This is a genomic window from Phyllobacterium myrsinacearum, assembly GCF_014138285.1.
GTDB classification, from domain to species: Bacteria; Pseudomonadota; Alphaproteobacteria; order Rhizobiales; family Rhizobiaceae; genus Phyllobacterium; species Phyllobacterium myrsinacearum_A.
Genome location: NZ_JACGXN010000004.1, coordinates 106,365 through 132,630, shown reverse-complemented (window position 1 = coordinate 132,630; position 26,266 = coordinate 106,365). Strand labels below are relative to the sequence as shown.

Sequence of the window (26,266 nt, the reverse complement as noted above, 5' to 3'; positions counted from 1 at the left end):
CCTGGTGGCTGGCAATATTCTTGCCAGCCATCTTTTTCAGCAACTGAAATCGATCATGCGGTCGCGCAGCTGCCGGATCGTTGTGGCATTCGCGTTGGCAAAGGCGAAGCGTAGAAATTGCGTGTGTCCAGCCCCGAAATATTCACCAGGAATGGCCAGTATACCCGCCTGTTTGGCCAATTGTTCCGCCACTTCCACCGAGGTTTTATTCTCGAAGGGATGGCGGACAAAAGCAAAATAAGCGCCAACAGCTTCGAGTTTCCAGCCACCGAGACCGATCATCGTCTCACGCAACGCGTTGGCGCGGGTTTCGATCTCCAAGCGGTTGGCGGAGCGCCAATCGCTCAATGCGGGAAGCGCACGGGCCACCGCAATTTGCGGCGCGCGGGGTGCGCAGATCTGCAGATTGTCCATGATCTTGGCAATTTCCGTAACAACGGCTTCTCCCGCTGTCACCGCTCCCAGCCTATGCCCTGGAATGCAGAAGGATTTGGAAAAACTGTAGAGCTGGATCAGATTGTCTTCCCAGCCGACTTCGCTGAAAAGGTCATGCGGCTCACCAGATCCGTCGGTGAGAAAGTCGCGATAGGTCTCGTCCAGAATGAGCCAGACACCACGTTTCCTGCACACCTCAAAAATCGCTTTGAGCCGTTCGGGTGAGTACACGGCGCCGGTCGGATTGTTTGGTGTAACCAGCGCCAGGGCACGCACACCCGGCACCAGCGCTTTTTCGACTGCCTGCACCGTAGGTACGAAACCATTCTCCGCATTGCAAGGAACAAAACCTGTTTTGATACCGAGCATTGACAGCGTGGTTTCGTGGTTAAAATAAAATGGATCGCTGACGAGCACAGTCTCGCCTGCCGCAGCCACGACCATGGCAGCACAGATGAAAGCCTGATTGCAGCCCGATGTGATATGGACGTTTTGACCGCCGATTCCGGCACCATAGAGTTCGGACATGTGCGTGGCGTAGGCATCGCGCAAGATGATCTCGCCCTCGATCGGTCCGTAATTCGCATAGGCGACTGAAGACGCCGCTTCGCCCAGCCAGCGCAGCATGTCCGGATGCGGCGGGTAGCCGGGAACCGCCTGCGATAGGTCGATCAAAGGGCCATGTCCGCCCGCATAGGACCTGCCCCATGCCTGCACGGCCGGGATGGGCGGAGGAGACAGGCGGGTCACGAGCGGGTTCAACAGAGCAGCAGTCATGGATAATCGTCCTATCGGATATCGGTCTTGGTTCGGCGCTTCTGCGCGCGGTCAAGCCTTTTGGGTCGTGTTGTGGGAATGGATGGCGGCACCGTCAATCGCTCAGGCGCACTGACTTTGCCATTGCGCCGCCGGATGATCCGGCGCGCCGATGTCTGCGGTTCGGTGATCGTATCAGCCTCCAGCGAGGCGAAGAGCCAGTCAATGAAGACCTTGACGATGGGAGCGTTGCGCACTTCGTTGCGGCAGGCGACGTGGAAGGCATCGTTGGCCGGAACGGTCAGATCGAAAGGCACAATCAGTTCACCCTTGGCGATCAGATTGCTCGCAGTGATCGTGTCGCCCAGCGAAACGCCTTGGCCATAAAGTGCAGCTTCTGTTGAAAGCCGCGCATCGCTCATGAAATGCTGGGCGCCACGCGCCAGATCGGTGGCATCAGCCGCCGCGAGCCAGGTATTCCACTCGCGCCCATCATCCCCATGCAAGAGAACATGATTGCGCAAATCACGCACCGAGCGGAGCGGACGGCTGTTGAGAAGCGTCGGGCTGGCCACCGGAAAGAGCTTCAGCGTGCTCCACAAACGCGACCAGCAATCCGTCCATTTGCCATCGCCGTAGAGCACGCAGACATCCACATCCGGCGATTGAAGGTGATGTGCCTCATTGGTGGCGATCAGTGTCAGCCGGATATCCGGATATTGTTCGGTGAACTGGTTCATACGGGGAATCAGCCAGAGCGACAAAAGAGCAGGCACGCACGTCACCGTCAGTTCGCCCTGGGTGGTGGGGCGCTTCATCAGGGCGGTCGCGGTTGCAATATCCTCAAACGCTTTGGAAACGGTCGGCAGAAGCAAGGCGCCCTGAGCCGTCAACTTGAGCCTTTGCGCACCGCGCTCGAACAGTTGCACGTCAAGTGTTGCCTCAAGAGCCTTGATCTGGTGACTGATGGCGCCATGGGTCACATTGAGTTCCCGGGCCGCTGCAGTCACAGACCCATGCCGTGCCGTCGCTTCGAACGCGCGTAAAGGATTCAAAGGAGGCAGCCGGCCAAGTGTCATGGGAGACTCCAATAGACATCAAATCCAGATTTGTCATGTGAGATTTTCTCACACAAAACCCTACAACAATGTCAATTGCTTTTCTATGGCTTTTGTATCGATAATACCGGGAACAGAGGCGAAAAGCCCAAGGGAACAGACACGGGCGGATAATATCGGACATCCCTCATGCGGGTAGTCCCCACCGCATTTTCCCCTGAGCTTTCAGATAGCAGGATACTGTCATGGCATCATGGGATGAGAAAAAGCTGAACGATCTGCGGTCCAAGTATGGCGAAAGCCATGGCGGCGAGCTGTTTGATCCTACCTTCCGCAAGGTTGCAGACAAGATTTTCTCCAAGAGCGGCACGCGCCTCGCCCCCTATGCCGGCATTCCAACATTCCTCACCGCGCCTTACATGCCAGTTGATGCCGCCGAACCAGATTTCGGTAATCTTCAGGTGGCGATTGTCGGTGTGCCGATGGACCTCGGCGTCACCAATCGTCCCGGTTCGCGCTTCGGTCCGCGTGCTGTGCGCACCATCGAACGTATCGGACCCTATAATCACGTGCTCGGATGCGCGCCCGTCTTTGATCTGCGCGTTGCCGATATCGGCGACGTTCCCTTTGCCAGCCGCTACCGGCTGGAACAGAGCCACGACGATATCGAGCGCCGGTTCAACCAGATTGTCGACGCCGGGGTGGTGCCGCTTGCCGTTGGCGGCGATCATTCCATTACCCATCCCATTCTCAAGGCCGTCGGCAAGAAGCGTCCGGTCGGCATGATTCATATCGATGCCCATTGTGATACGGGCGGTGCCTTCGACCAGACGAAGTTCCACCATGGCGGTCCTTTCCGCAATGCGGTGCTCGATGGCGTTCTTGACCCCACGCGCACAATCCAGATCGGCATTCGCGGATCGGCGGAGTATTTGTGGGAATTCTCCTATGAATCCGGAATGACTGTCATCCATGCGGAAGAGGTAACGGGTCTCGGCATACCTGCCATCATCGAGAAGGCGCGTAAAATCATCGGCGACGGTCCGACCTATCTCTCATTCGATATTGACAGTGTTGATCCAAGTTTTGCTCCGGGCACCGGTACGCCCGAGGTTGGCGGCCTGACGACACGCGAAGTCCTCGAACTGATCCGCGGCCTCAAGGGTATCAATCTCGTGGGCGGCGATGTGGTGGAAGTCGCTCCGCAATACGATGCGACAACCAACACAGCCCATGCGGGTGCGCAGGTCCTGTTTGAAATCCTGAGCCTGATGGTCTTCAGCCCGTTTGTAACAGCCAAACGCGATCGATGGGCCTGACAGAACGGTGCGGTCACTAATCTCCGCACTGTCAAAAAATAATAACAAGAAGGGGACTACAATGACATTCAATACCACTCTCAAATCATCCATTGCCGCGCTTCTGCTGCTGAGTGGCGCAACTATCGGCATGACCGCTGCGCACGCGGATGCCATTGATGACATCACCAAGGCGGGCGTTCTCAACGTCGGCGTCTTTGCTGACTTCCCGCCGTTTTCCTCGGCAAGCGCCGACATGACGCTGAAGGGCTATGATATCGACGTAGCCCAGGCTCTCGCCGACGCATTGAAGGTCAAGCTCAAGACCGTCAGCGTTACCGGTCAGAACCGCATTCCCTACCTCACGGAACATCGTGTCGATCTTCTGATGAGCGTCGGCTACAGCAAGGAACGCGAACAGGTTCTTGATTTTGCCGCCCCCTACGCGCCGTATTACATCGCGGTGATCGGCCCGAAGGCGCTTGACATAAAGAACAAGGACGACCTCGCCGGAAAGAGTATTGCAGTCAATCGCGGTACACTTGAAGATACATCCCTGACTGCAGCGGCACCGGCTTCGGCCGATGTGAAGCGCTTTGACAATTACAACGCCGTTATTCAGGCTTTCATCTCCGGTCAGACGCAGCTCATGGTGGTAGGCAATGATGTGGGCGCACAGGTACTCGCGCGTCAGGAAGCCCTTGCACCAGAACAGAAATTCCAGCTTCTGACGTCTCCCTCACACATTGCCCTGAACAAGAAAGAAGATCGTCTCAAGCAGGCTATCAATGATGCCGTTGCCAAGATGCTTGCGGATGGCTCGCTCAACAAGAGCTCCGAAGCCTGGCTCAAGACACCGCTCAATCCCGCCAACCTCAAGGATTGAGTAGTGGGCTATGCGCTCGATTTTGGCTGGCTGAACGATGCGCTTGGCATGATTGCCAGCGGCGCGGTCATGACGGTTTTCCTGATCGTCGTGACCTCAGTCGCTGGTACATTGCTCAGCATCTTTGGTGCCATCGGGCGCCGCAGCCGCCACGCAATCCTGCGCAAGCTGGTTGCCGGATATGTCGAACTCATTCGCAACACGCCGTTTCTGGTGCAGTTGTTCTTCATCTTTTTCGGGTTGCCGCGTCTCGGGATCCGCCTTGATCCCGTGACGGCAGCCATCCTCGCCATGACCCTGAACATGGCAGCCTACAGCACGGAGATCGTCGGCGCCGGATTGGATGCTGTTCCCAAAGGACAGACTGAAGCGGCGAAGGCACTCGGCCTTCGCCCGAGAACCATCTTCATCAAGATCGTGCTGCCGCAGGCGTTGAAGGTTATCTTCCCTGCCCTGACCAGCCAGATCGTTATCATGATGCTGGAATCCGCCGTCGTTTCGCAGATCGCCGTGCGGGAACTGACCTATGAGGCCGACATGCTTCAGGCGCGCACCTTCCGCGCCTTCGAAACCTATTTTGTCATAACTCTGGTCTATCTCGGGCTCAGTATCGCCCTGCGCAGGCTGCTTTATGCGGCTGGCCGCCGGTCGATTGCCGGAGGTATGGCATGATCGAATTCACCTTCTGGGACATAGCGCGTAATCTTTTGCTGGCAGCCCGCTGGACGGTATTGCTTTCCGTCGTCGCGTTTGCCGGAGGTGCCATCGTGGGTGTGGCGATCCTCCTCGCACGCATCTCGAAACGCAACTGGCTGCGGCGCAGCGCGCAATATTACATCGGCCTTTTTCAGGGAACGCCGCTGCTGATGCAACTGTTCTTGCTGTTCTTCGGCCTGCCGCTGCTGGGCTTCCGCATCGAAGCATGGACAGCGGCAGTCCTCGGCCTCACGCTCTGTGCCAGCGCCTTCCTTGCCGAAATCTGGCGGGGCGGCGTGCAGTCCCTGCCAAACGGCCAATGGGATGCCGGAAGCAGTCTTGGCCTGCACTACATCGCGCAGCTGCGCCTGATTATCCTGCCTCAGGCTTTTGCCATAACACGGGCGCCAACGGTCGGCTTTCTGGTCCAGCTGATCAAGAGTACGGCTCTGACGTCCATCATCGGATTTGAAGAACTGGTCAGGACTTCGAACGCCATCAACAATGCGACATTCGAACCCTTCACGGTCTACGGACTGGTGGCATTGATCTATTTTGTTCTGTGCTACCCGCTGACGCGTTACACTAAGAAACTGGAACTTCGTACCGCACAACGCTAGAGCGCGCGCAGCATTGGTAAAAAGAGTGGGAATCGGCCAGAAACTGGCAAATAAAAAGGAGATCGGACTATGGATACAATTCTCAAGAAAGCGGTCACCCGTCGGGCCGTGCTCGCCGCCGGTGCTCTGGGCACTGCAATGCTTGCCATGCCATCCGTGCTGCGGGCGCAGGACAAGTCTTTGAAAGTCGGCGTCTATGGCGGCTATTTCAAGAATTCGTTCGACAAGAACATTTTTCCCGAATTCACCAAGGCAACCGGCATTGCGGTTGAATCCGTTGCCGAGCCAACGGGTGAAGCCTGGCTCGTTCAGTTGGAACAGGCCGCCAAGGCCGGTGCGGCACCCGCCGATATTTCGATGATGTCGCAGGTCGCCATGATCAAGGGGCAGTCGACGGAACTCTGGACCCCGCTTGATGCGGCAAAACTGCCGAATTCAAAAAACCTGCTCGACCGTTTCATCAACAAATACCCGGATGGGCGTATCGCCGGCATTGGTGCCGTTGCGTGGTATATCACGCTTGTGACCAACACCGACGTCTTCAAGGAAGCACCGACATCGTGGCAGGCGTTCTGGGATCCGGCAAATGCCGACAAACTCGGATTACTCGCCCTCGTTTCCAACTCCTTCCTTCTGGAAGTGACCGCAAAGACGTTCTTTGGTGGCACCAATGCCCTCGATACAGAAGAAGGCATTCTCAAAGTTTTCGACAAGCTTGCCGAAGTGAAGCCGAATGTCCGCCTCTGGTACCGCGATGAAGCGCAGTTTGAACAGGCGCTGAAGTCAGGCGAAATCCCGATGGGTCAATACTATCACGACGTCACCGGGCTCGCCGCGTCTGAAGGCCATCCGGTTCGCTCGACCTTCCCGAAGGAAGGCGGCATTCAGGATTCCGGTTGCTGGGCACTGTCGCGTGCTTCAAAAAAGGTCGACGAGGCTCATATCTTCATCGATTACATGAGCCAGCCGGCCATTCAGGCAACATTGTCGCGCAAGGTGGGAACAGCACCAACGGTCAAGCGTGAATTGCTTGATCTGAGCGACAAGGAGTTTGCGGCCGTTTCATCGGATATCGAACCGATCCTGCCGCGTTATGATCTCCTGACGAGTAAAGCCGACTTCCTCAATCAGAAATGGACTGAATTGATCGTTGGCTGATAGTGTTTCCTGCCGGATTGTATGAATGTGAAACCCGGCCTATTCCGAACCGGGTTTCTTTTTAACGACGATGAACGAAACGAGGGCTCAATGTCCGGACTGGTTCTGAACGGTGTCACCAAGCAGTTTGGTACATTTACTGCTGTAGAGAACGTGCAGCTTTCCGTGCCGCACGGCACGTTTGTATGCATGCTTGGGCCGTCGGGCTGTGGCAAGACCACGCTTCTGCGGATGATTGCCGGGCTCGACGATCCAACCGGCGGTTCCATTCTGCTTGATGACGAAGACATCACCAAAGTGCCGACGCACAAGCGCAATCTCGGCATGGTGTTCCAGTCACTGGCCCTGTTCCCGCATTTGAGCGTTGGTGAGAATATCGCCTATCCCCTGCGCATCCGTGGCAAAAGCCGCGAAGAGCAGAAAAAGCGTGTCGACGAGCTTCTGTCTCTGATTCACTTGGCCGGCTATGGCGACCGGCCCGTTTCGAAACTATCCGGCGGTCAACGCCAGCGCGTGGCTATCGCCCGTGCCCTGGCACTTTCACCCAAGCTGTTCCTGCTGGACGAGCCACTGTCCGCACTGGATGCAAAACTGCGTGAAGCGATGCAAGTGGAGTTGCGGCAGCTGCAGCAGAAACTTGGCATCACAACCATTGTCGTTACGCACGATCAGCGCGAAGCCATGACCATGGCCGATACGGTGGTGGTCATGAATGGCGGCCATATTCGTCAGGCTGCCTCACCGATCGAGATTTACCGCAAGCCCGCCGATACGTTTGTTGCGGATTTCATCGGATCGACAAATCTCATCGAGACGACTGCTGATAATTCTGGGCTGGCTTCGGTGTTTGGACATGGCGTGCCCGGTCTTGTCCTGCCATCAGGCTTACAGAAGGCAACGATTTCCGTGCGGCCTGAAGATGTGCACCTGACAGCACCGGGTAACGGAGCCATTACCGGCACTGTGACCTTCGTGCGTGATCTTGGCGGTACGATCGAAACCTTCGTGGAAGCGGGCGGCAAGCAGATCGTTGCGGTCTCCACCCCGCGTGCCCGCCCCGACGTTACGGCAGGACAACAGGTCGGCATCGTGCTTGCACCTGAGGTCTGTGTGGTGCTGAAGCAATGAAGCGCGAAGCCCCCCAATCCATAGCCGATTACGGGCCGCTGTTTTTTCCTGCGGGTATGCTGCTGGTGTTTTTCGTGGTGCCATTCGGCACAATGATCGCGGTGAGCTTCTTCCAGCGCCAGCAAGGCGGCTTCTATACGCCCGCTTTTGTCCTTTCCAACTACGAGCGTTTTCTTACCGTCTTCTTCGGTGGTGTTCTCGGCTTCTCGCTGATGCTGGCCGTCACAGTTGCCGTGTGTTGTGTTGTTCTTGCTCTGCCCTTCACCTATCTCCTTTCAAAATTGCCGCGTCGGTTGCAGGTGATATGGCTCGTTGCCCTGCTCTCGGTGCTTTCGCTGTCGGAAGTCATCATCGGCTTTGCCTGGTCCACCCTGTTTTCGCGGACGGCCGGGATCACCAACATTCTTGTTCAACTCGGCTTGATGAAACAGGCTGTCGCACTGTCGCCGAGTTTCGGGGCGGTGCTGACGGGAATGGTCTATCAGGCCCTTCCCTATACGGTCCTCGTTCTTTATCCCGCCCTTGTCCGACTTGACCCAACACTGATGGAGGCCGCGCGGACACTGGGTTCGTCGCCCGTACGAGCTTTTTTCAACGTGCTTGTGCCGGCACTGCGCAACACGATCATGGCAACGCTGATCATGGTTTTCATCTTCGCGCTGGGCTCGTATCTGCTACCGCAGATTCTTGGCAGGCCGCAGCATTGGACGCTCTCCGTTCTCATCACCGATCAGGCCATTTACCAGTCCAACATGCCGTTTGCGGCGGCCATGGCCGTGTTTCTGGTGCTTGTAACACTTGGTCTCGTCGCTCTCACTTTGCTGATCGGCCGCAAGGGAGAAAAGGCATGATCACCTGGCTCAGGCGCTTTTATTTCTTCGCCATAGGGCTGTTTCTGGCCCTTCCACTCATCGTGGTTGCAGGCGTATCGGTCAACGCAAAGCAGACGCTGGCCTTTCCGCCTCAAGGCTTTTCGCTGGGCTGGTACGGTGAAATTTTCCTGAACCCGGAGTGGCGCAGTGCCCTGTTTGCCTCGGTCCTGCTTGCCACCACATCGGCGGCATTGGCCGTGCTTATTGCGCTGCCACTCTCGTGGTTTCTGTGGCGGCGCATTGCGCCCTGGGCAAATGTTTTTCAGGTCCTCGGCATTGCACCGTTCACGCTGCCGCCTGTCATCACTGCGCTTGGTCTGCTGACATTCTGGGCCACCACCGGTTTCTACGGCCAGCCATGGACCGCTGTCATCGGCCATGCAATTTTCTTTGTGACATTGCCACTGGTGACCCTGTCGCTCGGATTTTCGGCCATTGACCGCTCATTCGTCGAGGCTGCCGCAACAATGGGCGCCAATGATCGCACCATTTTTCGCACGGTCATCCTGCCTCTCATCCTGCCCTATCTGGTTTCAGGCTACGCCTTCGCTTTCGTGCTGTCGCTCAACGAGTATATCGTTGCCTACATGACCGTCGGTTTCACGCTGGAAACACTCCCCATCAAGATTTTCAACGCGCTTCGCTATGGTTACACACCCACGATGGCTTCGGTAACGATCCTATTTGTTGCTACGGCCGCAGTGATTTTTTCACTCGTCGCCAAGTTCGGTGACCTACCCAAACTGCTTGGCGCCATGGCCACGGATGACAAATGATGCGGATGGCAGCGCTCCAGATGCAGGCGATTTGCGGTGATGTCGATGCCAATCTGGCGCGCATCGAGCAAGCCGCAAAAGATGCGGCCGAAGCTGGCGCCGATCTGCTGGTGGCACCGGAACTAGCCTTGACCGGTTATGGTGCGGGGGAAGCGATCATAGCGTTGGCTGAACCTGCAAACGGCAGCCAGATCAGCCGATTGCGGGACATATCGAGAGCCAATGCCATAGCCATTGTTGCGGGCTTTGCGGAACGGCATGGCGATCACGTGCATAACAGCGCAGCTTTTGTCTGCGGTGACGCCCAACCTGCCGTCTACAGGAAATCGCATCTTTACGGCGATTATGAGCGGGCCCTGTTCACCGCGGCAAAGCCAGCCAGCTGCCTTGTCCAGCTTGCCGGGCTCAAGCTGGGGATACTTATCTGCTATGACGTAGAATTTCCTGAGAATGTCCGCCGGCTTGCTCTGGCTGGGGCCCAAATCATTCTCGTGCCCACAGCCCTCCCCGCAGGTCCGTCGGGGGAATTCATTGCCGCGCACATGATTCAGGTCCGGGCTTTCGAGAACCAGATATTCGTGGCCTATGTCAACCACGCGGGCAGCGACGAACGCTTCACCTTTGCGGGCCTGTCGCGTATTGCCGCGCCGGACGGCAGTCTCATTGCGGCCTGCTCGAACGCGGATGAACACCTGCTTTTTGCCGACATTGACCGGCATGCTTTTGCCGCTTCCATTGACGGCAATCCCTATCTGAAAGACCTGACACGGATATGACCGAAACAATCGATACAGACGTTCTCGTTATCGGCGCCGGGATTGCGGGTGTTGGCGTCGCTGCCGAACTCGCCAGTACACACAAGGTCATCATCGTCGAGCGCGAGAACCAGCCAGCCTACCATTCGACAGGACGCTCGGTTGCGATATTCCTGCCTAATTACGGCAATGACGTCATTCGGACGCTCAACCATTTCAGTGCCCCTATGTTTCAGCAGCGCGATGTGAATCTGTTTCCCGAACCGCTGCTGACGCGGCGCGGAGCACTGACTATTGCCGATGAGACAGGCATCGAACGTTGCCACGACCTGATCCGGAACGGTATCAATGTCGAGGAGATCAGTGTGGATCATGCCGTGGAAATGGTGCCTATCCTCAACCGCGATCATATCAAGGCGGCCTGCTATCAGGCCGAAGCACAGGACATCGATGTCAACGCCCTGCATCAGGGGTGGCTGCGCAAGGCAGCGGCTCTCGGTGTTGAACTTCACACGTCCAGTGAGGTCGTTCGTGCGAGCCGCACGAACGGTTGTTGGCTGATCGAGACGCCGGATCGGATATTCCGTGCCAAAACGGTCGTCAACGCCTCCGGCGCGTGGGCGGATGTTATAGCAGGTCTCTTCGGCAGCAAGCCGCTCAGCTTTACACCCATGCGCCGTTCGGTGGCCGTGCTGCCTCCGCCGGAAGGTTACGACACGCGTGGCTGGCCGGTGGTCGATGACGCCAACGACTCATGGTACTTGAAGCCGGATGGCGGTCGATTGTTCGTCTCCCCGTGCGATGAAATTCCCGTTGAACCGCACGACGCCTATGTCGATGACATGATCCTCGCCGAGGGTCTCTACCGTTACGAACAGGCAGTGATCACGCCGGTCAACCGCGTCGAGCGGAGCTGGGCTGGCTTGCGCACCTTCGCGCCGGACCGCACACCCGTCGCCGGTTTCGACGGCGAAGTTGACGGGTTCTTCTGGCTTGCCGGACAGGGCGGCTACGGCATCCAGACCGCTCCTGCCCTCTCGCAATTTGCTGCAATGCTCATTCGCCAGCAATCCTTGCCGGACGGTCTGGCAAAAATTGCACCTCGCCTTGCCGCGACGCGCTTTCAGCCGAGCAAGGGATAGCCACCAAAAATTTCCACCTGACTGCCAACCTCTGACCGGATGAAATCACTGAGCACGCGAATGCGTGGTGTGTTGACAATATCCTCATGGCAGATGAGCCAGTAATCGCGATTGAGATGCATTTCCTTTGGCAAGACAGGCACCAGTTCCGGATAATTATACGCAATGAAATAGGGCAGAATGCAAAGTCCAAACCCCGAGCGGGCAGCACTCAACTGGGCAAAGACACTCGAACTCTGATAGGCGGGCCGCAAGCCGGGCAGGATTTCGCGCATATAGTCCAGGCCCGGCGTGAAAATCATGTCCTCGATGTAGCCAATGAACCGGTGACCGGACAGATCCGAGCGCTCCCGGATTACGGGATGCTGCGCAAGGTATTCCTGCGCCCCATAAATGAACAGGCGATAGGGCATCAGCTTTTCCTGATGGTACGGACCGGTGCGCGTCGCGTTCAAGGTAATCGACAGATCGGCCTCACGGCGCGACAGCGAGACAATCTGTTGGATCGTCACCATCTCCACGGAAAGACTGGGATAGGACTTCGCCATAATGGGGAGCCGGTTTGCCAGAAAAAAATTGGCGATGCCCTCCAGAATGCTCAGGCGCACGACACCGCTGAGTGACACCGTTCCGCCGGACGCTTCATTCTGAAACCGCTCCGCTTCGCGCTCCATGATTTCAGCGGATTCGATCAGCTTCTCGCCCAATGCGGTCAGGATGTAACCGCGCGGGTTTCGTTCAAACAGACGCGCCGAAAGTGCCTCCTCCAATCGGTCAATCCGCCGGGAAACAGTAACATGGTTGGTGCGCAGCCGACGGGCCGCCGTCGTGAGCTGGCCGGTCCGCGCCACCGCCAGAAAGTACTGCAAATCATCCCACGTATATTGCCGCACGCCTTACCTCGCATGTACATTTTTGTACTTATTCTGTGCAAAAATAGGTGTTTGTGTACTTATTTGTCAATGCTACAGTTTTTTCAACGAATGGTTGCCTGCAACGACAAACGGGACAATCATAGGGGCAAGAATTATCCGGCGGGAGGAATAGCTGACCGGATTGAGGAGGAGAACCGAACCGCTTGGGCGCAGACATCTCTGCGTCATGGCTTTGGGTCATTTTCAATCGAGACGATCAAGTCCGCGACGGTCCATCATGCGATGATCCTGTGAGCGGCATTTCTTTGGGAGGAGAACAGAATGAAATTATTGGCAATTGCAACTGCAGCTCTCATGGCCGCAACCGTTATGCCTGCGGCAAGTGCAGAGATTTCCGACGGCAAGGTCAAGATCGGCATCTTGAACGATCAATCCGGCGTCTACGCGGATTTTGGCGGCAAGTGGTCTTACGAAGCCGCAAAGATGGCTGCGGAGGATTTTGGCGGCAAGGTGCTGGATGCACCGATCGAGATCATAACGGCCGACCATCAGAACAAGCCTGACATCGCCTCCAACATTGCCCGCCAGTGGTATGACACCGAACAGGTCGACTCGATCATGGAGCTGACCACGTCATCTGTTGCACTCGCCGTACAGGGCATTTCCAAGGAAAAGAAGAAGATTGATCTTGTGACCGGTGCGGCCACGGCCGAACTGACCGGCAAGCAGTGCTCGCCCTACGGTTTTCACTGGGCCTATGACACCCATGCTCTCGCTGTCGGCACCGGCGGCGCGCTGGTGAAACAGGGTGGTGACACCTGGTTCTTCCTGACTGCCGATTATGCTTTCGGCTATTCACTGGAAGAGCAGACGAGCAAGTATGTCACTTCAAAGGGTGGCAAGATTGTCGGGTCGGTACGCCATCCGCTTGCGACAAGCGATTACTCCTCGTTCCTGCTTCAGGCACAGTCGTCCGGCGCGAAGGTGATCGGACTTGCCAATGCCGGACTGGATACGGCAAACGCCATCAAACAGGCCGCTGAATTTGGTATCGTATCCGGCGGCCAGCGCCTGGCCGCCTTGTTGTTCACCCTGGCGGAGGTGCACGGTCTCGGACTTGAAGCAGCACAGGGCCTGACCCTGACAGAAAGCTTCTACTGGGATCGCGACGACCAGTCCCGCGAGTTCGGACGCAAGTTCTTCAAGCGCACGGGCCGTATGCCGAACATGATCCAGGCTGCTACCTATTCAGGCGTCATGCAGTATCTGAAAGCCATTCAGAAAGCTGGAACTGATGACACCGAAAAAGTTGCCGCTGCCATGCACGAAATGCCCGTCGACGATGTTTTCGGGCGCGGCGCCAAGGTCGGGGCCAACGGCCGCCTGATCAGCGATGTCTATCTGATGGAAGTCAAGAAGCCATCGGAAAGCAAGGAACCATGGGACTATTACAAGGTGCTCGCCACGGTTCCTGGAGCTGAAGCCTATATGAAGCCAGCCGAAAGCGGCTGCGATCTGGCCAAGTAGTCCATATGACAGCTTCGCTGACAAACACGGCATTCGGGGGAGGACATACCTCCCCCGAGAACGCCGGTAACGCCGGATCCCGGGTGGTTCTCTCCGCCCGTGGCCTGCGCCGGGACTTTGGTGGTTTCATCGCCGTCAACAATGTCGATCTGGATGTTCATCACGCCAAAGTCCATGCTCTGATCGGCCCGAACGGTGCAGGAAAGACCACTGTCTTCAATCTTCTGACCAAATTTCTGCAGCCATCAAGCGGCACGATCACCCTCCTTGATCATGACATCACCAGAACCGATCCGGCCAAGGTTGCCCGCATGGGGCTGGTCCGCTCATTCCAGATTTCAGCGGTTTTCCCGCATCTGACGGTCCTCGACAATGTACGCGTTGCGCTACAGCGCCCGGGCGGACTCTCCACCCAGTTCTGGCTGCCGACCAGTGCGCTCAACCGGCTGAATGATCGCGCCATGGAACTGATCAGCGCTGTCGGTCTGCAGGACGCCCGCAACAAGCTCGCCGCCGACCTCTCCTATGGCCGCAAACGTGTTCTGGAGATTGCAACCACGCTGGCGCTCGACCCGAAGGTGCTGTTGCTGGACGAACCCATGGCAGGCATGGGCCACGAGGATGTGCATATCGTTTCAGACATCATCCGCGAAGTCGCCCGCGACCGTGCCATTCTGATGGTGGAACATAATCTGAAGGTTGTGGCAGACCTTTGCGATCAGGTGACCGTCCTTCAACGTGGCGAGATCCTCATCTCCGGCGACTATCAGACTGTCAGCCAGGATGAACGGGTGCGCGTGGCCTATATGGGGACCGAACATGACTGATACCAAACCCCTTCTCGCCGTCCGCGATCTTCACGCCTGGTATGGTGAAGGCCATGCGTTGCATGGCATCAATCTTGACATTCATGAGGGCGAGACCGTCACGCTTCTGGGCCGCAACGGTGTCGGCAAAACCACCACCCTGCGCTCGATCATGGGCATTATCCGCAAGCGCACGGGCAGCATTACGTTTAACGGCAAGGATATGATGCGTGTGCCTTTGCACCGCACGGCCCATGCGGGCATTGGCTTCGTGCCGGAGGAACGCGGTATCTTCGCCACGCTTTCTGTCGATGAAAATCTCAACCTGCCACCCATCGTTGCCAAAGGCGGTATGTCGATATCAGAGATATACGACCTGTTTCCCAATCTGAAGGAGCGGCGCAACAGCCCCGGAACGAAATTGTCGGGCGGCGAACAGCAGATGCTGGCAATTGCCCGCATCCTGCGCACGGGCGTCAAATTACTGCTGCTTGATGAGCCCACCGAAGGCCTTGCCCCCGTTATCGTCCAACGCATCGGCGAAGTGCTGGTCACCCTGAAGCAACGCGGTATGACCATCCTTCTCGTCGAACAGAACTTCCGTTTCGCCAGCAAGGTCGCAGACCGATTTTATCTGGTGGACCACGGCAAGATCATCGACGATTTCCATGTCCGGGAGTTGCCGGACCGTATGGCCATGCTCAACGAAGCACTGGGAGTCTGATCATGATTTTCGGGATACCCATGCAAGCCCTGTTCGGACAATTGCTGATTGGCCTGATCAACGGCTCGTTCTATGCCATGCTCAGCCTTGGTCTGGCGATCATCTTCGGTCTGTTGCGCGTGATCAATTTCGCCCATGGCGCCCAATACATGCTTGGCGCTTTCATCGGCTATCTCCTGCTTGCGCAGCTCGGCATCGGCTATTGGCCCGCCCTGCTTCTCGCGCCGATTGTGGTCGGCGTCGCGGGTGCACTGGTCGAGCGCGTCGCGCTTTCGCGCCTCTATAACCTAGATCACCTGTATGGGCTGCTCTTTACCTTCGGTCTCGCCCTCGTGATCGAGGGTACGTTCCGCTATTATTACGGTGCAGCGGGTCAACCCTATGCGGTGCCCTCTGCCCTTGCTGGGGGGTATAATCTCGGTTTCATGTTCCTGCCGAAATATCGCGCGTGGGTTGTACTTGCCTCGCTTGCTATCTGTCTTGGCACATGGCTGCTGATCGAAAAGACCCGGCTGGGTTCCTATCTGCGGGCTGCCACAGAAAACCCTACACTCGTTCGGGCCTTCGGCATCAACGTGCCGCTGCTCCTGACCTTCACCTATGGCCTTGGGGCAGGACTTGCCGGTCTCGCAGGCATCATGGCCGCACCGATTTATCAGGTTAGCCCGCTGATGGGCTCAAATCTGATCATTGTCGTTTTCGCCGTGGTTGTCGTCGGTGGCATGGGCTCCATTCTCGGTGCCATCGTCACTGGTTACATGCTCGGAATCTTCGAAGGGCTGACCAAAGTGTTCTACCCCGAAGCGTCCAACATCGTGATCTTCGTCATCATGGCGATTGTTCTGCTTGTCCGTCCGGCAGGCCTGTTCGGAAGGGAGGTCTGAAATGACCGATACAACCGTATCTTCTGTTCAGAAGAACAAGTTCTTCACCCTTGAAATGGTGCTGATCCTCATCGGCGTTGCATTGCTGATTTTGGCCCCATTCCATTTCTACCCGGTCTTCCTCATGAAGGTGCTGTGCTTTGCGCTGTTTGCCTGTGCCTTCAACCTGCTTCTTGGTTACACGGGAATTCTCTCTTTCGGCCATGCGGCATTCTTCGGCGGAGCCGCCTATTTCACCGCCCATTCTGTCAAGGAATGGGGATTTCCGCCGGAGCTTGGCATTCTGCTTGGCGTCTTCGGCGCTGCAATACTCGGCCTGATCATCGGTTTTTTCGCGATCCGGCGTCAGGGCATCTACTCGACCATGATCACCCTTGCCCTGTCACAGATGTTTTTCTTCTTCTGCCTGCAGGCATCCTTCACAAAGGGCGAAGACGGTATTCAAGGCGTGCCGCGCGGTAAGCTCTTCGGGTTCATTGACCTGAACGACCCGCTTAACATGTACTTCTTCGTGCTGGCGGTCTTCCTGATCGGTGTTTTCATCATCTGGCGCATCATCAACTCGCCCTTCGGCATGATTCTTAAATCCGTCCGGGAAAACGAGAACCGCGCCATTTCGCTGGGCTATTCGGTTGCGCGCTACAAACTCGCTGCCTTTGTCATGTCAGCGGCGCTCACCGGTCTGGCGGGCGGTCTGAAGGCCATTGTCTTTCAGTTCGCGACGCTAACCGATGTGAGCTGGCAGATGTCAGGTGAAGTCGTGCTGATGACGCTTCTCGGCGGTATCGGCACACTGGTCGGTCCGATCATCGGTGCCGGCTTTGTCTCCGCGCTGGAAAATTATCTCGCCACGTCGGAATTTCCCGTCACGGTCATCACCGGCATTATCTTCATGGTCTGTGTGCTCATCTTCCGCCGCGGCGTTATCGGAGAGCTTTATGCCTCGCGTCTCGGCAAGAAACTCGAGAGCAGCTCCGAGCACTGACATGACAGGCAGCTATGACTACATCATCGTCGGGGCAGGCACGGCAGGCTGTACCTTGGCCAACAGGTTGTCGGAGGATCGGAATGTATCGGTCCTTCTCCTTGAGGCGGGCGGCAAGGACGATTATCCCTGGATTCATATTCCGGTCGGGTATCTCTATTGCATTTCCAATCCCCGGACGGACTGGTGTTTCTCAACCGAGGCCGAACCCGGTCTCAATGGCCGCATTCTGAACTATCCGCGCGGGAAGGTGCTGGGCGGCTGTTCGTCGATCAATGGCATGATCTACATGCGCGGCCAGTCCCGCGATTACGATCTGTGGCGCCAAGATGGATGTACGGGATGGGGATGGGACGATGTCCTGCCGTATTTCCGCAAATCAGAAGATTATTATCTCGGTGCCGACGATTTTCACGGATCCGGCGGCGAATGGCGGGTGGAAGAAGCGCGCTTGCACTGGGATATTCTGGATGCTTTCAGGGATGCAGCCGAGGCGGCGGGAATCCCGCGCACGGACGATTTCAACCGCGGTGACAATGAGGGCAGCTCCTATTTCAAAGTGAACCAGAAACGCGGCATTCGCTGGAACACGGCAAAAGCCTTCCTTCGTCCAGCAAAGAAGCGCCCGAACCTGACAGTCGAGACCGGCGCTCATGTCCGCAAGCTTCTTCTGGAAGACTTGACTGCCAAGGGTGTCGAGATCGAGCAGGCAGGAACGATCCGGACGATCCAGTGCCGCCGCGAAGTGATCCTGGCGGCCGGCGCAGTCGGTTCGCCGCAAGTTCTTGAATTGTCAGGCATCGGACGTGGAGACATCCTGCAGAATGCCGGTATCACGCCGGTTCTCGAACGGCGTTCCGTCGGTGAAAATCTGCAGGACCATCTGCAATTGCGCTGCGCTTATAAGGTGACGGGCATTCCGACGCTCAACGAAAAGGCCAACCGCCTGCTTGGCAAGGCCTCGATCGCTCTGGAGTATCTCTTCAACCAATCCGGGCCGATGTCGATGGCGCCAAGTCAGCTCGGTGTGTTCACCCGTTCCGATCCATCTTTTGAAACTGCAAACCTGCAATATCATGTGCAGCCGCTTTCATTGGAGAAGTTCGGGGAGAACGTCCATCCCTTTCCGGCCTTTACCGCCAGCGTCTGCAATCTCCGGCCGGAAAGCCGCGGTTCGATTCATGTGAAATCGCCTGACTATCGCGCCCATCCGGCTATCCGGCCCAATTACCTTGCAACCGAGAGCGATCGACGCGTTGCCGCGGATTCAATCCGCATCACGCGCAATATCGTCGCGCAGAAACCTTTGCAGCGCTACAGACCCGAAGAGTTCAAACCGGGACCGGAATATCAAAGCGAAGCGGAACTCGTCGAAGCCGCCGGTGCCATAGGCACGACTATCTTTCACCCCGTTGGCACCTGCCGCATGGGCGCCGATCAGGAGTCAGTGGTCGATCCGCAGCTGCGCGTGCGCGGCATAAAGGGACTGCGCATCGCCGACGCATCGGTGATGCCATCCATCACCTCCGGCAACACCAATTCGCCGACAATCATGATTGCCGAAAAGGCTGCCGAGATGATCGGCCGCGCTTGATCATTGGATGGTAATGGGAACAGTCATGGACGCACGCAAACCAACGTAATCGTCTGGCGCGGCAGGAGCAGGCGACGCTTTACGCACTGTTTCAAGTGCATATTTGTCAACCTCTGGATTACCGGAACTGCCCGTTATGCTAGAAGATACAATGTTACCGTCCCGGGTTAAGGTGAATGTTATTCGCACGTTACCTGCTCCCCGATTGCGCCCCCCTGCGCGTCGGGCGTACCGCGCCAGATAGGAGTTTACTTTTTCACTCCAAGTCTGCGCTGCACGCGCAGCGCTGGCTCTCGACACGCTCGGCTGTTGCTTGGCTTCCGTTACAGTATCGGCTTTGACATCAGCAACCTGCGTCTTCACCGGTTTGCGGACAACTTTCTTCGGAACGTCCTTTTTGGGTTCATCCGGTTTCTTCGGTTCCGGTTTGACAACAGGCAGCGGCACTTCCACCTTTGGAAGTTCTACCGTTTCCTCCGGTTTGACTTCCTCCGGTACAACCTGCTCCTCAGGTGTCGGTTCCTCGACGGGTTGAGGCTCCGGCTCGGGTTCAACCGGCTTTTCCTCTTGGATTTCAGGAGCCTGTGCCTCCTGCTGAACGGGCTCCGGTGTGATCTGTTCGGGCTCAACAGGAGGTAGTTCGGCGACAGCTTCCGGTACAACTGGCGCTGGCAGCGGCTCCATATCGATCATCACAGCGGCCGCAACATCGCCCACTTCCGTCTCGGGCTGGTAACTGTACCCGTACCAACCTGCACCGGCGTGCAGACCAACCATCACAATCCCGGCAGCGGACCACAATCCGATCTCGCGCCAGTTCAGCTGAAACTGACCGGCCCTGGGTGCGGCTCGTTCACCGGACATTACTGCGCACTTCCAGTGGGAGACGGTGTTGCCGGCACTGATGGTGCACTTTCAAGCCCGACCAGCGCGATCTTGAGATAGCCGTTGTCGCGCAACGTGTTCATCAAATCCATCAACGCACCGTAATCCACGGCACGATCAGCACGCAGGAATACGCGTGTCTCCTTGTCACCCTGTGTCTTCTGGTCAAGAAACGCACCAAGTGTTTCTTTCGTCACCGTGTCATTGACGATGGCGATCGTATGATCCTCTTTCAGCGTCAGATAGAGCGGTTGCTCGGGACGCGTGGCAGGCGCTGCCGTCGACGCCGGTAGATCGACATTGATATCAACGGTTGCAAGCGGTGCTGCCACCATGAAAATGATCAGCAGAACGAGCATGACGTCGATAAAAGGCGTCACGTTGATTTCGTGGTTTTCCTGCAATTCGTCGTCAGAAACATTGTGTCTGATACCGCCAGCCATGATCTCTAACCTTTATTCTGCTGCTGCAGCGCGAGGCTGATGTACCGGCGGCACTAGCGCAAAATCCACATCACGGCTGACAAGGCGTTCAACGCCAGCCGAGGCATCAGCCAGCAGTTGGCGGTAACCGGTGATCGATCGGGCAAAGACGTTGTAGATGACAACTGCCGGGATAGCCGCAACAAGGCCGATGGCCGTAGCAAGCAACGCTTCGGCGATACCGGGGGCGACAATTGCGAGATTGGTCGTCTGGGATTCCGAAATACCGATGAAGGAATTCATGATGCCCCACACCGTGCCGAAGAGACCAACGAAGGGAGCCGTTGATCCGATTGTAGCGAGCACGCCCGTTCCACGGCTCATGCGGCGACCGGCTTGCGCTTCGATGCGCGACAGACGCGAGGCAACACGTTCCTTCAAACCGTCGGCACCGGCGTAGTTCTGCGCTTCCTGCGACATGCGCACTTCCTCACGGGCAGCGTTGACCAGTTGCGCGCCCGGCCCACCACGCCCTTCAAGCGCCTGTTCCGCATCGCGCAGAGTGCGTGCATTGCCGATGGCATTCAGCGCGCGATAGGCCCGCAGCCTTGCTCCGGCAAGTTCCAGCGTCTTGGCGAGCCAGACAGTCCACGTCACAAGAGAAGCAAAGGCCAGACCGATCATGACGCCCTTCACCACCCAGTCCGCCGCCATGAACATGCCCCATGGAGACAGATTGTGTGGCAGACTGGCCTTGCTTACCGAGGCCGGTGCCGCCGGTACTGCGGCGGTCGGCGATGGGGCCGGGTTTACAACAGGTGCGGGAGCGGGGGTTGCAGGCGCTGATTGCGCGGCAGGGGCAACCGGCGATGCCGGAGCCTGGCCGGTTTGCGGCGCTGGTTGTGATTGGGATGTTTCCGCCTGCGGGGCTTGAGGAGCGGTCTCCTGCGCCATGGCCGGGGCCATCAAGGACAATAACAGGACGGACATTAAGGCACTTGCCCGGATCCCTGCCGAAACATTCCGCATTGGAGAAAACCTGTCTGTACTTTTCCGCATGGCTTGCTGTCTTTCGCTTCTTCCGCCATCTCGGCCACCAAGCCGGGAAAGTCTGTCTGTACCCAGGTGGCTCCAACGTATGGCGGTTCATCAGATGGAGCGGCTTTAATATTCCTGAGTATAATAATCAACTAATAACTTCCGCAACCCCGGCTTTAAAAGCCCGCGTGTTGGGGTTGCTCAATCACTCTGACGGGCATTGTCGCCGTCAAATCCCCGTCGCCAGTAGGCAACAACGTGGTGTTTTGAGCGCTCGTGCTTGCGCTCCTTGCGCAGATAGGCCCGGATTTGCTTGAAATCGGCGAATTCGCAACCAACCCAGACAAACGTATCGGATGAAAGAACCGATGAATCGAGTGTCTGGATCATTTCCGCCAGTCTGCCGGTTGTTCCGGCCGGTGCTCCCAAGCGATAATGCCAGTGCACATCGATCGATGCGGGAGATTTCAGAGCCAGCTGATCCGCAGGTCCGTCAACCTCAAGAATGACGGTTGCTTTCGCGTCCGATGGCAAAGCCTCCAGGATACGGCCGATGGCCGGCAGGGCCGTTTCATCCCCGACCAGAAGGTGCTGGGGCGCATCCAAAACACCTCCCCCACCCGGCCCTGTCATACCGACGATGTCACCCGGTTTGGCGTTGAGCGCCCACGTTGCACCCGGCGTGTCATTCCCGGGATGAACGACCATATCGATATCAACTTCACCGCTGTTCACATCGATATTGCGGATCGTGTAAACGCGGGCAATCAGCGCATCCTCGCCGTCGGGCCAAACCGGCCGACCATCGCGACCCATTGTTGGCCACACCGGCTTTCTGCCTTCAGACACGAACAGCAGGCGGATATGCAGACCACCCACCGCAAAACGGGCCAGGTTCTCCCCACGCAGTCGCACGCGTCGCATGTGCGGTGTCAGATCGTAGGCACTCACCACTCGCATTTCGCGAAAATAGGGAAGATCGGTGCTGGTCAGGCCGTCGCCCATCCATGACAATTGAGGCTTCTCCTCACCCGCGAAGGTCAAAAGATTGTCAGCCAGAACCATGCGGACATAGGCCAGCGATGTTTCGTCGTCTGCCTCAACATCCATCGACAGCACATCACCGGCAATGGTCAGATGCGCTTTGCCATAGTACATCTCAATACGTCCCTGCAGATCATCGCGTTCGACGCGCGCATGTTCGGCAAACACATTGCAAAGTTTGTCGAGCATATCTTGGGGCGCATGGAGTTTGACCGCAGCGGAGCTGCTCAGAACATTCGACATGGCGGACATGGGTATTCTCCTGGCACTTTCCTCCTGCTGCAAGCCCATCAGAGGTTCGCAGAACAAGGTGCCGGGACCCTAATAAAAGATGATTGATTTAGTCAAGTATTAATACGAAAAAATCTCATATGCGACAGATGTCCGCAGGACTCGGATCGAGGCACGAGAACGATCACGCGTGCGTTGAGCTGCGTATGCCTCTCAGACGATACCCCACGCACGGTAACGACCTCTGCCCGTCATTTCGCGCACGCCCAGTTCGGCAATAAGGTTCAGAGCACCACGTGGTGTCACTTTCAGCTCTTTTGCAATCAGGGCAGTTGAAACCATCGGCCGTGATAAAATCAGATCAATCATGCCCGGCAGGCTGGACGTCGAACGCCGATCCTTCAGTTTCCGTTCCATCTGAACCCGGGCAAGAGTCAGACGGTCAATTTCTTTCAAACTGGCCGTCGCAGATGTGTGCGCCGCCTCAAGAAATGCTGTGAGCCGGGTGTTGGGATTACGGGCACGGCGACGATCACGCGGGATGGTGCGCAATCCGGCATTGAAAGCCGGCAAGTGGGCGCGCGTCTTCAAACGCTCACGCAGCATTGAGGCGACGAGCATAGGGCCGAGCCAGTGCTGGTGCTGCAATGGCTCGATTTCTTCCCAGGCATCCCAAAGCAACGCCGCCGCCAGCATAGGCGGCAAATCACGGGTCCGGTCCATCACCAAGAACCATTGCTCCATGCGCCCGTCTTCATCCCAGTCGGGGTCATAAACGAGGGGGTCGCCGTCCGGCGTTTCGTCCCTTGCAGAAGCCCCCCTGCCCCTGGGCTGCGGCTTGCCATTTGTTTCTGGCGATGGTTTCTCACCGGTAGCAGCTTGATTCAGCAGACGTTCTGAACGGTTGAGCAACGCATCCAGCCGCGCCAGTTCTTCTTCAAAGGCATTTTCCGCTTCGGAGCTGGATTCCGGCGGAATATCGACCTCTTGCCGCCTCTGCGGTTCGCTCGCAACAGGTGCGAGAAGGGCGTCAGCTCCCCACCGGCCGCGCAAACTGGCAATACCCTTGGCGCTCAGTGCCCATTGTGCCGGGCTGGCAGCAATCTGGCGGCGAGTCCGCAAGATTGCATGGGCACGCGTGAGTTCGTGCGTCGGTGTTCTGATATCCATGCGGGCATCATGGAGGACCAGATCCTCCACGTGCACAAGCTCGCCTGCCAGCCAGAGCGCGTTGCAGGCCTCCATGAAATGCGAACGCGCAATCCAGCCTTCGTTCTCGCGCAGCAGTCCATCCCTCGACTGGCGGCTACCGAGCTCACCGAAATCACCCTTGCGCGCCACCTTCTCGTCCAGCCGTGCCAACGCGTCTTCCGCAGCCACAATGGGGCGAAGCAGCTCTTTCAGGGAATAGTTTGCAGAATCATAAGCCATTGAAATCATGATAGGCGAATAGTGAAAGTGAAGCTATTACCCAAGAGACAAAACGACGCTTGCAAACATTGGCGTCAGAAGGATGGCCACTGAAGGAAATCTCTCTTGCCTTCACTTGGCTTGGTACCCAAGGCCAGAGACGGGTGATCTTCGATCATGACAGCAATCAAACGGAGAGATGCAGCCGCTTGTAATGCCAACGCGTTGGCAGAGACCGGTGGAATGCCTGCAGCGACCGAGCGCGCTGAAGCGACATACTCCGCAATCAGGCCCGGATCCCTCGTCTGCAAACTGATCGTTCTTGCCAGCTGCGCGAGATTTTCCGAGACGTGATCGGCTATGCCGTGGTCCAGCCGGCCCCACAACAACAGTCGACGCAAGCGGATGATTTCCGCTCCCAGTGTCACCGACGACAAGGCATCATCCAACACTGTCTCTCCCGCACCTCGCATCGTCCGCAGGATGGGCATCAACTGATTGATACGATCATAGGCAAGACTGTTGAACGCCGATGCGTTTGGCACCCGGTCACGCAAACAAAGACGAACAATGTCCGTTCGCAGGGCACCAATCATCCGATTCACCGTCACTTGCGTCCGCTTGGGCAAAACGACAATGAAAACCAGAATGCCTATGAGCACGCCAATCAGAACCGACAGGGAAGTTTCGATAAAAATAGACGGGGCGAATGCCATTGTCTCGTGCGGTTTCAGAAAGACGATAAAATTGATGGAAAAAGCGGTTGCCGGGCCGACATACCGGGGATCGGCCATCAGAATAGCGGCAGGCACGAGGACAGGAACGATGAAAATGGAGAACCAGAAAAGTCCGGGGAAATAAGGCAGGATCAGCTGACTGAGAACAAATGCAAAAGGGACTGCATAAAGAGTGCCCCTGAAAAATCCCCAACTCGTCTGAAGCGGATTTGGCATCGACGCGAAAAGACTGCAAACCACCGCCACGATGATCGCTGCCGCCGCGGCATCTGTATGTTTCGTCTGCATCCAGTAGGCGGTCATAAGGGTTGTTGCAACAATCGCCCTGATCGCATTGACCAGCGCCGTGTTGTGATCGCGATAGACGGGCAATGCCGGCGCTTTTCTGCCTCCAGCGATATATTGCGAACGGCTTTGCAGCGCAGAAAGACCATTCAACGTTGCCTTGAAGCCGTCAATAAACTCACCAAGCAATGTCAAACGGGCCATCATGCCGATCCGGTCATCGCCCCAGGGTTTGTTCTTGAGCTCGACAATCTCCTCCCCGATGACGTCCAGTTCACCCAGCCAGTTTCCGCTGGCGCCTAGCTTGAAGTCGTTTGCCATGGCATCCAGCAGTCTTCCAAGCTTATCACGCAGATTACGCCATGTTTCATCGGACGACGTCCGGTGAGCGACAAGAATATTCACGATCGACAGGCAAGACATGAGATGCCCCACCGTATGCCGGGAATGCCGGCCGTGGGTAACGAGGCTTGGCGCCTCCAGGCGGGCGTGGGCACGCATGGCAGCAAGGGCTTGCGTATCGGCGATCAGCTTTCTATGGGCAGTTTTCAGTTGACCAGAGTCGCTGCCAGCAATGGCATCGCTGGTGTATCGCGCCAGATCGGCAATGCAGTTTTCCAGCCCTTCTACCAGAGCCGTTCGCGCAAGCTGCGGCTGAAAGAACCGGCTGGCAATACCGGCACAGACAATACCGAGCATGATTTCCGTGCAACGGGCATAGGCGACTTCGATCAACAGATGCGACTGGCCAAAGGCAGGCAATGCGATAATCACGGCGGTATAACCAGCAAGGGCTGCACCATAGGATTCCGGGTTGCGCAGCATCGATGCCGCAAAGGTACACAGCGCCACCCACAGAGCGATCGAAGCAACGAAAAGCCATTGTGTATCGCCCGTCGCCGCGGTGATGGCTACGGCAGCCAGCGCGCCGATCAGCGTTCCGGCAAGGCGGAACAAGCCTTTGCTGATGACCATGCCGGCAATGGGTTGTGACACGATGAAGACTGTCATCATCGCCCATTGCGGTTGCTGCAGGTTCAGCGCAAAGGCAACCATGAGCGCAAAGAGTGCCGCGGCGTTGGTTCTGAGCGCGAATACCCAAGCCGTCCTACCGGGCCAGGCTGGATGTTCGGCGATCTTTTGAAGATATGGAATCATGGCGTTCGACCTGGCAGCTCCCAACCCTCGTTATATTTCGCCAGCGGACCACACAATGGAAACAAATTCCCTCTCCATGCG

The 26,266-nt window shown here is 57.1% G+C and carries 25 protein-coding genes; 16 read left to right on the top strand and 9 right to left on the bottom strand.

Features of this window, described 5'->3' with window-relative positions; genetic code table 11:
* Positions 1-36 precede the first annotated feature (36 nt).
* Together FHW16_RS15310 and FHW16_RS15305 are read right to left on the bottom strand one after the other, a co-directional pair.
* Positions 37-1,212, bottom strand: a complete 1,176-nt coding sequence (locus tag FHW16_RS15310; protein ID WP_182550083.1) for an aminotransferase — start codon at positions 1,210-1,212, stop codon at positions 37-39.
* Between the two features lie 11 nt (positions 1,213-1,223).
* Complete coding sequence (locus FHW16_RS15305) at positions 1,224-2,270, bottom strand: LysR substrate-binding domain-containing protein (RefSeq protein WP_182550082.1); 1,047 nt, start codon at positions 2,268-2,270, stop codon at positions 1,224-1,226.
* Positions 2,271-2,494: 224 nt separating this feature from the next.
* On the opposite strand from FHW16_RS15305, the gene speB reads away from it, so the two are divergent.
* The 10 genes from speB (at position 2,495) to FHW16_RS15255 (ending at position 11,580) form a co-directional block, all read left to right on the top strand.
* The gene (speB, locus tag FHW16_RS15300) at positions 2,495-3,568 is read left to right on the top strand and encodes an agmatinase (protein WP_182550081.1); all 1,074 of its coding nucleotides are present in this window, start codon (positions 2,495-2,497) and stop codon (positions 3,566-3,568) included.
* A 61-nt stretch (positions 3,569-3,629) separates the two neighbouring features.
* The gene (locus tag FHW16_RS15295; protein WP_182550080.1) at positions 3,630-4,433 is read left to right on the top strand and encodes a transporter substrate-binding domain-containing protein; all 804 of its coding nucleotides are present in this window, start codon (positions 3,630-3,632) and stop codon (positions 4,431-4,433) included.
* Between the two features lie 3 nt (positions 4,434-4,436).
* On the top strand, positions 4,437-5,105 hold the full coding sequence (locus tag FHW16_RS15290; protein WP_182550079.1) for an ABC transporter permease subunit: 669 nt from the start codon (positions 4,437-4,439) through the stop codon (positions 5,103-5,105).
* On the top strand, positions 5,102-5,749 hold the full coding sequence (locus FHW16_RS15285) for an amino acid ABC transporter permease (protein ID WP_182550078.1): 648 nt from the start codon (positions 5,102-5,104) through the stop codon (positions 5,747-5,749). The genes FHW16_RS15290 and FHW16_RS15285 overlap by 4 nt, the downstream gene beginning before the upstream one ends.
* A gap of 69 nt (positions 5,750-5,818) precedes the next feature.
* Positions 5,819-6,907, top strand: a complete 1,089-nt coding sequence (locus tag FHW16_RS15280) for an ABC transporter substrate-binding protein (protein WP_210278150.1) — start codon at positions 5,819-5,821, stop codon at positions 6,905-6,907.
* A gap of 90 nt (positions 6,908-6,997) precedes the next feature.
* Positions 6,998-8,035 (top strand): ABC transporter ATP-binding protein, encoded by a 1,038-nt coding sequence (locus FHW16_RS15275; RefSeq protein ID WP_182550077.1) that lies wholly within the window; start codon positions 6,998-7,000, stop codon positions 8,033-8,035.
* Complete coding sequence (locus FHW16_RS15270) at positions 8,032-8,886, top strand: ABC transporter permease (RefSeq protein WP_182550076.1); 855 nt, start codon at positions 8,032-8,034, stop codon at positions 8,884-8,886. The genes FHW16_RS15275 and FHW16_RS15270 overlap by 4 nt, the downstream gene beginning before the upstream one ends.
* Positions 8,883-9,683: an ABC transporter permease gene (locus FHW16_RS15265; protein WP_182550075.1), complete on the top strand. Its 801-nt coding sequence runs from the start codon at positions 8,883-8,885 to the stop codon at positions 9,681-9,683. The genes FHW16_RS15270 and FHW16_RS15265 overlap by 4 nt, the downstream gene beginning before the upstream one ends.
* Complete coding sequence (locus tag FHW16_RS15260; RefSeq protein WP_182550074.1) at positions 9,680-10,459, top strand: carbon-nitrogen hydrolase family protein; 780 nt, start codon at positions 9,680-9,682, stop codon at positions 10,457-10,459. Before FHW16_RS15265 ends, FHW16_RS15260 begins: the two co-directional genes overlap by 4 nt.
* Entirely contained in the window at positions 10,456-11,580 is a 1,125-nt protein-coding gene (locus FHW16_RS15255) for an NAD(P)/FAD-dependent oxidoreductase (RefSeq protein WP_182550073.1), read from the top strand. The genes FHW16_RS15260 and FHW16_RS15255 overlap by 4 nt, the downstream gene beginning before the upstream one ends.
* Here the strand turns inward: FHW16_RS15255 and FHW16_RS15250 are convergent.
* Positions 11,562-12,473: a LysR substrate-binding domain-containing protein gene (locus FHW16_RS15250; protein ID WP_182550072.1), complete on the bottom strand. Its 912-nt coding sequence runs from the start codon at positions 12,471-12,473 to the stop codon at positions 11,562-11,564. The genes FHW16_RS15255 and FHW16_RS15250 overlap by 19 nt on opposite strands.
* A gap of 303 nt (positions 12,474-12,776) precedes the next feature.
* Between FHW16_RS15250 and FHW16_RS15245 the strand changes: the two genes are divergently transcribed.
* From FHW16_RS15245 to FHW16_RS15220, 6 genes are read left to right on the top strand one after another with little or no spacing between them, the layout of a single operon-like run.
* Positions 12,777-13,982: an ABC transporter substrate-binding protein gene (locus FHW16_RS15245; protein ID WP_182550071.1), complete on the top strand. Its 1,206-nt coding sequence runs from the start codon at positions 12,777-12,779 to the stop codon at positions 13,980-13,982.
* Positions 13,983-13,987: 5 nt separating this feature from the next.
* Positions 13,988-14,809: an ABC transporter ATP-binding protein gene (locus tag FHW16_RS15240; RefSeq protein ID WP_246711795.1), complete on the top strand. Its 822-nt coding sequence runs from the start codon at positions 13,988-13,990 to the stop codon at positions 14,807-14,809.
* The gene (locus tag FHW16_RS15235; RefSeq protein ID WP_182550070.1) at positions 14,802-15,512 is read left to right on the top strand and encodes an ABC transporter ATP-binding protein; all 711 of its coding nucleotides are present in this window, start codon (positions 14,802-14,804) and stop codon (positions 15,510-15,512) included. Before FHW16_RS15240 ends, FHW16_RS15235 begins: the two co-directional genes overlap by 8 nt.
* The gene (locus FHW16_RS15230; RefSeq protein WP_182550247.1) at positions 15,509-16,396 is read left to right on the top strand and encodes a branched-chain amino acid ABC transporter permease; all 888 of its coding nucleotides are present in this window, start codon (positions 15,509-15,511) and stop codon (positions 16,394-16,396) included. Before FHW16_RS15235 ends, FHW16_RS15230 begins: the two co-directional genes overlap by 4 nt.
* A 55-nt stretch (positions 16,397-16,451) precedes the next feature.
* Positions 16,452-17,381 carry a branched-chain amino acid ABC transporter permease gene (locus tag FHW16_RS15225; protein ID WP_432652037.1) on the top strand — a complete coding sequence of 310 codons (930 nt, stop codon included), beginning with the start codon at positions 16,452-16,454 and terminating at the stop codon, positions 17,379-17,381.
* Between the two features lies 1 nt (position 17,382).
* Positions 17,383-18,975 carry a GMC family oxidoreductase gene (locus FHW16_RS15220; protein ID WP_182550068.1) on the top strand — a complete coding sequence of 531 codons (1,593 nt, stop codon included), beginning with the start codon at positions 17,383-17,385 and terminating at the stop codon, positions 18,973-18,975.
* Here the strand turns inward: FHW16_RS15220 and FHW16_RS15215 are convergent, their stop codons facing one another.
* The 6 genes from FHW16_RS15215 to FHW16_RS15190 form a co-directional block, all read right to left on the bottom strand.
* Positions 18,976-19,839 carry a TonB family protein gene (locus tag FHW16_RS15215; protein WP_182550067.1) on the bottom strand — a complete coding sequence of 288 codons (864 nt, stop codon included), beginning with the start codon at positions 19,837-19,839 and terminating at the stop codon, positions 18,976-18,978.
* Positions 19,839-20,303 carry a TonB system transport protein ExbD gene (gene exbD / locus FHW16_RS15210; RefSeq protein ID WP_182550066.1) on the bottom strand — a complete coding sequence of 155 codons (465 nt, stop codon included), beginning with the start codon at positions 20,301-20,303 and terminating at the stop codon, positions 19,839-19,841. Before exbD ends, FHW16_RS15215 begins: the two co-directional genes overlap by 1 nt.
* Before the next feature lie 12 nt (positions 20,304-20,315).
* The gene (gene exbB / locus FHW16_RS15205; RefSeq protein ID WP_432652033.1) at positions 20,316-21,311 is read right to left on the bottom strand and encodes a tonB-system energizer ExbB; all 996 of its coding nucleotides are present in this window, start codon (positions 21,309-21,311) and stop codon (positions 20,316-20,318) included.
* Positions 21,312-21,521: 210 nt separating this feature from the next.
* Positions 21,522-22,616, bottom strand: a complete 1,095-nt coding sequence (locus FHW16_RS15200) for a siderophore-interacting protein (protein WP_182550064.1) — start codon at positions 22,614-22,616, stop codon at positions 21,522-21,524.
* Between the two features lie 192 nt (positions 22,617-22,808).
* A complete protein-coding gene (locus tag FHW16_RS15195; protein WP_182550063.1) occupies positions 22,809-24,026 on the bottom strand; it encodes an RHE_PE00001 family protein in 1,218 nt (405 codons plus the stop codon).
* A gap of 74 nt (positions 24,027-24,100) precedes the next feature.
* Complete coding sequence (locus FHW16_RS15190) at positions 24,101-26,185, bottom strand: FUSC family protein (protein ID WP_182550062.1); 2,085 nt, start codon at positions 26,183-26,185, stop codon at positions 24,101-24,103.
* Positions 26,186-26,266 lie beyond the last annotated feature (81 nt).

What these genes read in the sequence shown, in the direction of transcription:
- FHW16_RS15310 (WP_182550083.1), bottom strand. Translation starts at nt 1,212, where the DNA reads ATGACTGCTGCTCTGTTGAACCCGCTCGTGACCCGCCTGTCTCCTCCG.
- FHW16_RS15305 (WP_182550082.1), bottom strand. Translation starts at nt 2,270, where the DNA reads ATGACACTTGGCCGGCTGCCTCCTTTGAATCCTTTACGCGCGTTCGAA.
- speB (WP_182550081.1), top strand. Translation starts at nt 2,495, where the DNA reads ATGGCATCATGGGATGAGAAAAAGCTGAACGATCTGCGGTCCAAGTAT.
- FHW16_RS15295 (WP_182550080.1), top strand. Translation starts at nt 3,630, where the DNA reads ATGACATTCAATACCACTCTCAAATCATCCATTGCCGCGCTTCTGCTG.
- FHW16_RS15285 (WP_182550078.1), top strand. Translation starts at nt 5,102, where the DNA reads ATGATCGAATTCACCTTCTGGGACATAGCGCGTAATCTTTTGCTGGCA.
- FHW16_RS15280 (WP_210278150.1), top strand. Translation starts at nt 5,819, where the DNA reads ATGGATACAATTCTCAAGAAAGCGGTCACCCGTCGGGCCGTGCTCGCC.
- FHW16_RS15275 (WP_182550077.1), top strand. Translation starts at nt 6,998, where the DNA reads ATGTCCGGACTGGTTCTGAACGGTGTCACCAAGCAGTTTGGTACATTT.
- FHW16_RS15270 (WP_182550076.1), top strand. Translation starts at nt 8,032, where the DNA reads ATGAAGCGCGAAGCCCCCCAATCCATAGCCGATTACGGGCCGCTGTTT.
- FHW16_RS15265 (WP_182550075.1), top strand. Translation starts at nt 8,883, where the DNA reads ATGATCACCTGGCTCAGGCGCTTTTATTTCTTCGCCATAGGGCTGTTT.
- FHW16_RS15260 (WP_182550074.1), top strand. Translation starts at nt 9,680, where the DNA reads ATGATGCGGATGGCAGCGCTCCAGATGCAGGCGATTTGCGGTGATGTC.
- FHW16_RS15255 (WP_182550073.1), top strand. Translation starts at nt 10,456, where the DNA reads ATGACCGAAACAATCGATACAGACGTTCTCGTTATCGGCGCCGGGATT.
- FHW16_RS15245 (WP_182550071.1), top strand. Translation starts at nt 12,777, where the DNA reads ATGAAATTATTGGCAATTGCAACTGCAGCTCTCATGGCCGCAACCGTT.
- FHW16_RS15240 (WP_246711795.1), top strand. Translation starts at nt 13,988, where the DNA reads ATGACAGCTTCGCTGACAAACACGGCATTCGGGGGAGGACATACCTCC.
- FHW16_RS15235 (WP_182550070.1), top strand. Translation starts at nt 14,802, where the DNA reads ATGACTGATACCAAACCCCTTCTCGCCGTCCGCGATCTTCACGCCTGG.
- FHW16_RS15225 (WP_432652037.1), top strand. Translation starts at nt 16,452, where the DNA reads ATGGTGCTGATCCTCATCGGCGTTGCATTGCTGATTTTGGCCCCATTC.
- FHW16_RS15220 (WP_182550068.1), top strand. Translation starts at nt 17,383, where the DNA reads ATGACAGGCAGCTATGACTACATCATCGTCGGGGCAGGCACGGCAGGC.
- FHW16_RS15215 (WP_182550067.1), bottom strand. Translation starts at nt 19,839, where the DNA reads ATGTCCGGTGAACGAGCCGCACCCAGGGCCGGTCAGTTTCAGCTGAAC.
- exbD (WP_182550066.1), bottom strand. Translation starts at nt 20,303, where the DNA reads ATGGCTGGCGGTATCAGACACAATGTTTCTGACGACGAATTGCAGGAA.
- exbB (WP_432652033.1), bottom strand. Translation starts at nt 21,311, where the DNA reads ATGCGGAATGTTTCGGCAGGGATCCGGGCAAGTGCCTTAATGTCCGTC.
- FHW16_RS15200 (WP_182550064.1), bottom strand. Translation starts at nt 22,616, where the DNA reads ATGTCCGCCATGTCGAATGTTCTGAGCAGCTCCGCTGCGGTCAAACTC.
- FHW16_RS15195 (WP_182550063.1), bottom strand. Translation starts at nt 24,026, where the DNA reads ATGGCTTATGATTCTGCAAACTATTCCCTGAAAGAGCTGCTTCGCCCC.
- FHW16_RS15190 (WP_182550062.1), bottom strand. Translation starts at nt 26,185, where the DNA reads ATGATTCCATATCTTCAAAAGATCGCCGAACATCCAGCCTGGCCCGGT.